A 9,416-nucleotide genomic window follows, 5' to 3' on the forward strand; every position below is an offset into this window, starting at 1 on the left:
CCTGAATGCAAGGCTTTTTTAACAAGCAGAAATTAACCTATACGGCCGAGCAACTCATTAGCTTCTTTGCGCTGATCGTCGTTACCCTCACCAATCACCTCAGACAAGATGTCTTTCGCGCCTTCGGTATCACCCATATCAATATAAGCGCGGGCAAGATCCAGCTTGGTTGCAGCTTCATCAGCATCCGCAAGGAAATCCAACTCTGCATCCATATCGTCATCGGACAGGTCAGCCAAAGCGGCTTCATCGCTGGAGAATTCATTCAAATCGATATCATCAGATTCGCCCGAGAAATCTGACAGCGCCTGAGCAAACAAATCCTCTTCATGATCCTCATCAGCAGCCAATTCAGGCTCCTGAACAGAAGCTTCTACCGGTGCCGGAATTTCATCGTGCAATTCCAAATCAACCGGGAGAGCATCATTGCTAGCAAAATCATTACCGGTAAGTTCTGTCGATGTATCCAGCTCACCGAGCTCACTCTCAAGCGAAGCCAGATCAAAATCATCATTTTCCAAAGATGCATCATCAAGACTGAAGCTTTGCTCATTATCCAAGTCAAAATCTGGCAGATCACTATCAAGCTCCGCCACATCGGATGTGTCCACCGCAACAACTGAATCATCAAGATTGAGATCGTCATCAAGATCGAAACCATCAGCCTCGAAACTATCAACCTCAGAACCACCAACCTCAGTCACTTTATCCAAATCATCGGTCAAATCTAGATTGGATGCAGATAAATCACCGTCCAAAGATTCAGCTGTGGCCAGCTCGAAGTCATCATCCAAATCAAGCTCGAACTCACTTACGGGCGCCTTTTCGGCAAGCAAATCATCTTCAAAATCGACGTCGAGACTTTCCATCTCATGATCAAGCGCAGCCAGATCAACATCATCGACGTTCATATCCAAATTGAAATCATCAGCGGACACATCTAATGATTCTGGCTCCACAGTGGCCACAGGCGGGATGCTCGCTGAAGCCGAATCGCTTAACTGAAGATCATCATCAAGATCAAAATTAAACTCATCTTCAATAGATGGCGCTTTTACCTCAACATCTTGCGGGAGAGTATCGGTTTCCAACTCATCAAGCGCCAAGGACAATTCAGACAGATCATCAGCTTCAGACGCAGCAGCTACGTCACCTTCAAAATCCAACTCAAACTCATTTGCCGTTTCTTCTGGCAATGTATCGACAACAGATGACCCCAGATTTGCCTCGTCGTCATCCAGATCAAGATCGAAGTCAAAACTGCCTGACTCATCTGCACTGGCAACAGCTGCAGGCGCATCAGTCAAATCATCGTCCAGATTAAAATCATCCAACGCAAACTGATCTAATTCTTCATCAAGACTGGATTCATTCGGAGCACTGACAGGATCGAACTCACCTGCCCCCGAAATTCCCTCACGCAACTCAGATGCACGCGCCAACAACATGCCACCCGCCAGCGGTAAAAGCGCAGCGTAATGCTTGTCAAACGCAGGGGCATTTTGCTGCTGGGCGTAAACCTCAAGCAGTTTCATGCGGATATCAGTTGAAGTGGGGTCTTTCTGCAGCGCGTTGACCAGCATCTCCTCAGCCTGATCTAACTTGCCGTACGCAATGTAAATATCCGCTTCACCGACAACATCACCTGTTTCGGCAACTGTTGTGGTTTCGCTTTGCTCTTCAAACAAAGAGGTTTCGTTAATTTCATTAAAATGATTTACGTCATCCACTGGCTCGTCGTATGTACCAGCTGAGTCATCTATGGCAAATACATCTTCGCTCTCTTCAATTTGCTCTTCTTCTGCTTGCTTGCGACGACGATAAGCAAAATAACCAGCGCCCAATAAGCCGAGAACACCCAGACCAATCCAAGGTGCATTTTCTACTGCAGTATCAACCAAGGTAGGCTCTGGAACAGGCTGAGGTACAACTTTTTTTGCTGGTGCCGGTGCTGGAGTAGCTGAAGGCGGAGGAGTAACTGCCGCTGCTACACTGGAGGCAGCTGCAGATGTAGCCTCTGCGACTGCGGGAGCAGCTTCCGTAGCAACTGGCGCAGTCTCGGCAGCCGGTGCCGACACCGAAGACACAGCAGCAGCCTTAGCCGATGCAACGCTTTCTGCTGCCTGACCGGATGCAACTTGCAGGGCGCGCAGCTTTTCATTACTGACAGCAACCAAACGCTCCATGGTTTGGATTTGAGCTTCAAGATCTTTTACACGAGAACTCAGCTCGGTGTTTTCTGCTTTGGATTTATCCAACTCTTCCAAAGTGCCTGCAAGCTCCGACTCCAACGCATTACCGGAACCATTATTTGCACCACTACCCTGGCCACTACCTTTAGTGCCAGCCGCAGGTGCCGCCAATTTCACGCGACCACTAACTTCCGTTGATTCAGTACGGGTAGCACTTGCACGGCGCGATGCATTGAGCTGGGCACCTTGTTCAGTATTACCGGAAGCCTGCGTAAATTGGCTGACCGCCTCAGATTTACCGAGCGAGCTCATCTCGGCGGCATCAGGGATACGCAGCACTTGCCCACGGCGCAATCTATCGATATTACCGTTAATGAAGGCATCTGGATTGGCGCGATAAAGTGCCATCATGCTTTGATGAACAGAAACGCTTGAGTCAGGACGTGCGCGCTGAGCTATCTCCCACAGGGTATCGTTGCTCCGCACTTCGTATTCATTACCACTCAAACTGGCCTTGCGAGCAACCGGTGCAGCCTGTCTTGGCTGGCTGCTTACAGCAGGTTCAGTCGTTGCCCTGGGGGTTGCTGTCGCTACCGGAGCAGTTCGAGGTTGCGGGGTTGAGGTGCTGGTAGCTGCAGCAGGAGCAGGAGCAGCGCGGGTAGAACTTCCTTCATCAAAAGTAGGCAAGTCCATCAACAATGTGTATTCACGCAATAAGCGGCCAGCAGTCCAACGGGCCTCAATCAGGAAATTCAAATAGGGTTCGCGTACAGGATTGCGAGAAGTAATCACAACTTTGGGGCCATCAGAGGACTCAAAATCTACGCGAAACTGAAGCTCGGTATAGAAATAAAGGCGATCCACACCATTTCGTTCAAAGTCAGCAGGAGATGCCAAGGCGACCAAAATCTGCTCTGCAGTGAGATCACGCGTGTCAAGCAGCTTGACCTCGGCCTCCAACGGCTGATTAAGCGTTGACTTGAGCTTAACCTCACCCAACCCCAAAGCGCTCGCATAAGGCGACAGCACAAATGAAGTAAGACCACAGGCTAAAACCAACTGACGAAGACGCATAGCGCTATCCTTTTATTATTCCACGGCTGAATTGCACATGATTAGCCAGACATTTTAGTTGATTAACGCAGCATTACACTTGGGTCGATCGCTACGTTGAAGAGGCACAAAACCTCGAATGAATCTTCAGTATCGTTCGTAAGTATTCATTATAAATAGCTTTTTATCAATACTCGGGGTCTTGACAAAGCCACAACAAAGCCGCTTTTTTGATAATTTGCCGGTATGTTTTTACAAAAATGTGAAAAATGACTGACATTTAAATCCTTGTTTACCCCCCAAATGGTTATAAAAAGAAAAAACCCCAAGACTGAAACAGCCTTGGGGTTTAATTTTTTCAGGAGTAAAAATCACTTGGGAGCTTATTTGGCCTCATTGAGGAGGATGCGCAACATACGACGCAGAGGCTCTGCCGCTCCCCACAACAATTGATCGCCAATCACGAAGGCAGAGACATATTCTGGCCCCATATTCAACTTGCGCACTCGACCAACACCGATCTTGAGACCGCCAGTAATTGAAGCAGGAGTCAACTCTTGCTCAGTGATACTGCGGTCATTTGGCACGAACTTCACCCAATCATTACCCGACTTGATAATGGACTCAATCTCAGCAAGCGGCAGGTCTTTTTTGAGCTTAATGGTCAAAGCCAAGCTATGGCAGCGCATAGCACCAATGCGCACACACAGACCATCAACTGGAATAGTGTCATCATTGCCCAAAATTTTATTAACTTCAGCCTGCCCTTTCCACTCTTCTTTTGACTGACCATTATCCAATTGCTTGTCAATCCATGGAATCAGGCCACCAGCCAAAGGAGCCGGGAAGAATTCGCGCGGCACATCATTACGAATAGTGTTAGCCACTTTTCTGTCGATATCCAAAATGGCGGAAGAAGGCGTTGCCAGCTCATCAGCCACAGCACTGTTAATCACACCCATACCTTTCAACAATTCGCGCATGTGATTAGCACCGCCGCCCGACGCAGCCTGATAGGTCATAGAGCTAACCCAATCCACCAGACCGGCATGGAACAGACCACCAACACCCATCAGCATGATCGAGTTAGTGCAGTTACCACCAATAAAGTTCTTAACACCTTTCTTCAGCGCCGAATCAATAACACCCTGATTAACTGGATCAAGGATAATAACGGCGTCATCTTCCATACGCAGACTTGAAGCAGCATCAATCCAGTAGCCATTCCAGCCGGAAGAGCGCAATTTCGGGAAAATTTCGTTGGTGTAATCGCCACCCTGACAGGTCACAATCACATTCAGTTGCTTAAGATCATCTACAGAATACGCATCTTTCAATGCAGGCAAACCAGCAGCTACCGCCGGCGCAGCACCACCAACATTGGAGGTGGTGAAAAATACTGGCTCGATATCAGCAAAATCATTTTCTGATTGCATACGCTCCATCAATACGGAGCCCACCATACCGCGCCAACCTACAAAACCTACTTTCATTTCCGTCTCTCTTTAACAATTCATACGCTAATGATGATTAGGCAAGCGCTGCAACAACAGCATCGCCCATTTGCGAGGTAGATACTTTGGTCGTACCTTCAGTATAAATATCGGCCGTGCGGAAACCTTGATCCAGCACCTTACCAACTGCCACTTCAATTGCATCTGCAACTTGCGGATATCCGAGCGAATAACGCAACATCATCGATACCGACAAAATAGTTGCGAGCGGATTAGCAATACCCTGCCCGGCGATGTCCGGCGCAGAACCATGACAAGGCTCATACATACCACGACCATCTTTATCTAAAGACGCCGACGGCAGCATACCGATTGAACCCGTCAACATAGCAGCAGCATCGGATAAAATATCACCAAACATGTTTCCAGTCACCAACACATCAAACTGTTTTGGTGCGCGAACCAACTGCATCGCAGCGTTATCAACATACATATGCGACAACTCTACGTCTGGATACTCTTTGTGCAAGGTATCCATCACCTCGCGCCACAGCATAGTGGCTTCAAGTACGTTTGCCTTATCGACAGAACACACCTTGCCATTACGCTTGCGCGCCATTTCAAATGCCGTACGACCAATACGAATGATTTCGCTCTCGGAGTACTTATAGGTGTTGTAGCCTTCGCGCTCACCATTTTCCAATACACGAATCCCACGTGGCTCACCAAAATAAATACCACCGGCCAATTCGCGTACAATCAAAATATCTAAACCAGAAACCACTTCCGGTTTCAGCGAAGATGCATCCACCAATTGCGGATACAACAACGCCGGACGCAGGTTTGCATACAAACCCAATTGCGAACGGATTTTCAGTAAGCCTTTTTCCGGGCGAATTGAACGATCCAGCTTATCCCACTTGGGACCACCAACCGCACCCAACAAAATCGCATCCGCTTGGCGCGCACGTTCGAGCGTAGAATCTGCCAAAGGAACACCGTGCACATCAATCGCACAGCCACCCATCAATTCATTTTCAAAAGTTAAACCCAGATCGAATTTCGCATTAACCACATCCAGCACTTTACGCGCTTCTTTAACGATTTCCGGACCTATACCATCACCTTCCAGAATTAAAATATGCTTTCCCACAGGACACTCCAATTAAAAAAATATTTATTTCACTACGTCGAATAACCAAGGCGTCTCTACACGCTTTTTGGCTTCATAGGCGCGAATAGCATCTGCATGCTCGAGCGTTAAACCTATATCATCAAAACCATTCAACAAGCAGTGCTTACGGAAGGCGTCGATTTCAAATGAAAAGGCTTCACCACTTGGGGTTTTGACTACTTGCGCAGGCAAATCAATGATTAATTGATAACCTTCAGTTGCGTACATTTCTTTAAACAGTTTATCGACAATCTCTTCGTTCAAGATGATAGGTAACAATCCATTTTTGAAACAGTTGTTGAAGAAAATATCGGCAAAACTTGGAGCAATGACGCTACGAAAGCCGTAATCATCCAATGCCCAAGGCGCATGCTCACGACTGGAGCCACAACCAAAGTTTTCGCGTGCGAGCAAAACACTGGCATTTTTATAACGCGGAAAATTCAGCGGGAACTCGGTATTCACCGGACGCCCCTCGCAACTTTGGTCGGGCTTGCCTTCATCGAGATAACGCAATTCATCAAACAAGTTTTTGCCAAAGCCAGTACGCTTGATGGATTTCAAAAATTGTTTTGGGATAATCATATCTGTGTCGACATTCGCGCGATCCATAGGAGCAGCGATGCCTTGCAATACGGTAAAACTTTTCATGCTGTGCCCCTTTAGTTAAATGTGCGAACATCAACAAAATGACCGGCAATCGCTGCTGCTGCTGCCATCGCAGGACTCACCAAATGCGTGCGGCCACCGTAACCCTGACGACCTTCGAAATTGCGGTTTGACGTAGAAGCGCAATGTTCTCCAGCCCCGAGCTTGTCGGCATTCATTGCCAAACACATGGAACAACCAGGTTCACGCCACTCCAAACCTGCCGCGATAAAAATCTTGTCCAAACCTTCCGCTTCCGCTTGCGCCTTCACAGCACCAGAACCGGGAACAACAATCGCCTCTTTAACAGAGCCGGCCTTCTGACGACCTTTTACAACTTCTGCAGCGGCACGAATATCTTCAATGCGCGAGTTGGTGCAAGAACCGATAAATACGCGATCCACATGGATCGAGATAATCGGCTGGTTCGCCTGCAACCCCATGTATTGCAATGCGCGAATCATATCGTTGCGCTTAACCGGATCAGCTTCATTAGCAGGATCAGGCACTTTATCTTCAACTGACACCACCATTTCCGGTGAAGTCCCCCAACTAACTTGCGGCTTGATTTCAGCGCCGTTAATTTCAACTACGGCGTCAAAGTGAGCACCTTCATCGCTGACATAGTTTCTCCAATCAGCAACAGCTCTTTCCCACAAATCACCCTTGGGCGCATAAGTACGGCCTTGCACGTAATCGATAGTGGTTTGATCCACAGCAACCATACCGGCACGTGCGCCAGCTTCAATCGCCATGTTACAAACCGTCATACGGCCTTCCATGCTCATATCGCGAAATACTTGACCGCCAAATTCCATTGCGTAGCCAGTGCCGCCCGCAGTGCCGATTTTAGCGATGATGGCAAGTACAACGTCTTTTGGAGTCACACCCAAGCCAAGTTTGCCATCCACTTTGATCAACATGTTTTTCATCTTTTTGGCGACCAAACACTGAGTCGCCATCACATGCTCGACCTCACTGGTACCAATACCGTGCGCCAATGAGCCCAAGGCACCGTTGGTTGCAGTATGGGAATCACCGCAAACTACGGTCATACCAGGCAAGCAGGCACCAGTTTCCGGGCCAACCACATGCACAATACCCTGACGGTGATCGTTGATTTTGAACTCAACGATACCGAATTCATCGCAGTTATCATCAAGAGTCTGCACCTGAATCAAGGATACCGGGTCCTCGATCCCCTTCACGCCGTGGGCGCGCTCTTTCTGCGTAGTCGGCACATTGTGATCTGGCGTCGCAAGGATTGAATCCACGCGCCAAGGCTTACGGCCAGCCATACGCAAACCATCAAATGCCTGCGGCGAGGTCACTTCGTGAACAATATGGCGGTCTATATAAATGAGAGCTGAGCCGTCGTCGCTCTGGCGAACGAGGTGGGCATCCCAAAGTTTGTCGTAAAGCGTTTTAGCTGATGACATGGTGAATCTCCAAAAGATCGGCTTACACGGTGTTTATACGGCAGATCAACGCCCGCCTGACATTCAAATCAATTAACGCGATCTTACGTCCAGACAACCCATAAAACAAATTTATCTTTTTTATATATTGCATTCCAAAAAGGAATAGACTAAAAATAGAGCAATGGATACTCAACATTTACATGCCTTTGTTGCAATTGCCGAACATGGTTCTTTTTCTGCTGCTGCCGAGCGCTTACATCTGACTCAGCCAGCGATCAGCAAGCGCATAGCCCTGTTAGAGGAACAATTAAAAGCATCGTTATTTGACCGAATTGGCAGACAAATCGCTTTAACCCAAGCTGGTCAGCTACTGTTAAGCAAAGCCAAGTTAATTTTAGGTGAGGTCGCCGCTACACAGAGGGCGATTGCGGATTTACAGGGAGATATTCAAGGCAAGCTGAGTATCGCCACCAGCCACCATGTGGGGCTGCACTATTTACCACCCTACTTGCGGGATTTTTCGACGCGTTACCCCCAAGTAAAACTGGATTTACACTTTCTCGATTCGGAGCAGGCTTATCATGAAATACTCCAAGGCAGATTCGACATCGCCATTATTACGCTCGCGCTTCAACAGGACGCACGACTCCAGAGTGAAACCCTCTGGCACGACCAACTCCACTTCGTTGTCTCGCCCACCCATGCACTTGCAACGCAACCGCATCTTCAGCTGGCCGATTTAAGCCAACATCCGACAATCATGCCGGATACGAACACTTACACGACACAGCTGATCAAAAATTTATTTGACCGCGAACAATTGCCGCTCAATATCGGCATGGTATCCAACCATCTCGACACGATTAAAATGCTACTGAGCATTGGGCTCGGCTGGGGCGTTTTGCCCAGACGAATTATTGACAGCCAATTGCACACATTAGATGTTGAACATCCACCGATTATGCGCCCACTCGGCTACATTCATCACGGGCAACGCACGTTAAATAATGCAGCGCGCGTATTTCTGGACTCATTAAAAAATAGCCAGCACGAACAATTAACAACCTCACCTTAAAAAATTACCTTACTTTTATATTCAATCCACACATTTGTCATTACTGCTTGGGTAGACTGATACCCGATTTTCCCTATAGAACAGGATCATGTTATGAATTTTTTTTCGCCCCTTCTTAAGCTCTCAATTAGCACCGCTATTCTTGGCATTGCATGCCACGCTAATGCGGATACTATTTTTGGTATTTATGCAGGAGCAGGAACCTGGCAAACAGAATACAGCGGCTCCGCAGGTAAGCCAGCAACTTCAGCTGCAGATCTGGGCATGGATGACGACAACAATACTTACTACTACATTGCACTCGAACATCCAGTGCCTTTTTTTCCCAACATCAAAGTTCAACATAACGATATCACCAGCGAACAAACAAGCACTCTGAGCCAAAATTTCAGCATTGGC

Annotated in this window: 6 protein-coding genes and 1 pseudogene; 2 read left to right on the top strand and 5 right to left on the bottom strand. The window is 47.8% G+C overall.

Annotated elements, in window-relative coordinates:
- Positions 1-32: 32 nt before the first annotated feature.
- The 5 genes from AAGC78_RS16770 to leuC all read right to left on the bottom strand — a co-directional run bounded on the left by AAGC78_RS16770 (position 33) and on the right by leuC (position 7,960).
- Complete coding sequence (locus tag AAGC78_RS16770) at positions 33-3,266, bottom strand: FimV/HubP family polar landmark protein (protein WP_435785251.1); 3,234 nt, start codon at positions 3,264-3,266, stop codon at positions 33-35.
- Between the two features lie 362 nt (positions 3,267-3,628).
- On the bottom strand, positions 3,629-4,738 hold the full coding sequence (gene asd, locus AAGC78_RS16775; RefSeq protein WP_435785252.1) for an aspartate-semialdehyde dehydrogenase: 1,110 nt from the start codon (positions 4,736-4,738) through the stop codon (positions 3,629-3,631).
- A 37-nt stretch (positions 4,739-4,775) separates the two neighbouring features.
- Entirely contained in the window at positions 4,776-5,852 is a 1,077-nt protein-coding gene (gene leuB / locus AAGC78_RS16780; protein WP_435785253.1) for a 3-isopropylmalate dehydrogenase, read from the bottom strand.
- Positions 5,853-5,876: 24 nt separating this feature from the next.
- Positions 5,877-6,524 carry a 3-isopropylmalate dehydratase small subunit gene (gene leuD, locus AAGC78_RS16785; protein WP_435785254.1) on the bottom strand — a complete coding sequence of 216 codons (648 nt, stop codon included), beginning with the start codon at positions 6,522-6,524 and terminating at the stop codon, positions 5,877-5,879.
- An 11-nt stretch (positions 6,525-6,535) separates the two neighbouring features.
- The gene (gene leuC, locus AAGC78_RS16790; RefSeq protein WP_435785255.1) at positions 6,536-7,960 is read right to left on the bottom strand and encodes a 3-isopropylmalate dehydratase large subunit; all 1,425 of its coding nucleotides are present in this window, start codon (positions 7,958-7,960) and stop codon (positions 6,536-6,538) included.
- A gap of 163 nt (positions 7,961-8,123) precedes the next feature.
- On the opposite strand from leuC, the gene AAGC78_RS16795 reads away from it, so the two are divergent.
- Together AAGC78_RS16795 and AAGC78_RS16800 are read left to right on the top strand one after the other, a co-directional pair.
- Positions 8,124-9,017, top strand: a complete 894-nt coding sequence (locus AAGC78_RS16795) for a LysR family transcriptional regulator (protein ID WP_435785256.1) — start codon at positions 8,124-8,126, stop codon at positions 9,015-9,017.
- 93 nt (positions 9,018-9,110) lie between these two features.
- Positions 9,111-9,416, top strand: a pseudogene (locus AAGC78_RS16800) (TIGR04219 family outer membrane beta-barrel protein); the annotation flags it as partial.

Origin of the sequence: Cellvibrio sp. (genome assembly GCF_039207905.1) — a bacterium.
Taxonomy (GTDB): Bacteria; Pseudomonadota; Gammaproteobacteria; order Pseudomonadales; family Cellvibrionaceae; genus Cellvibrio.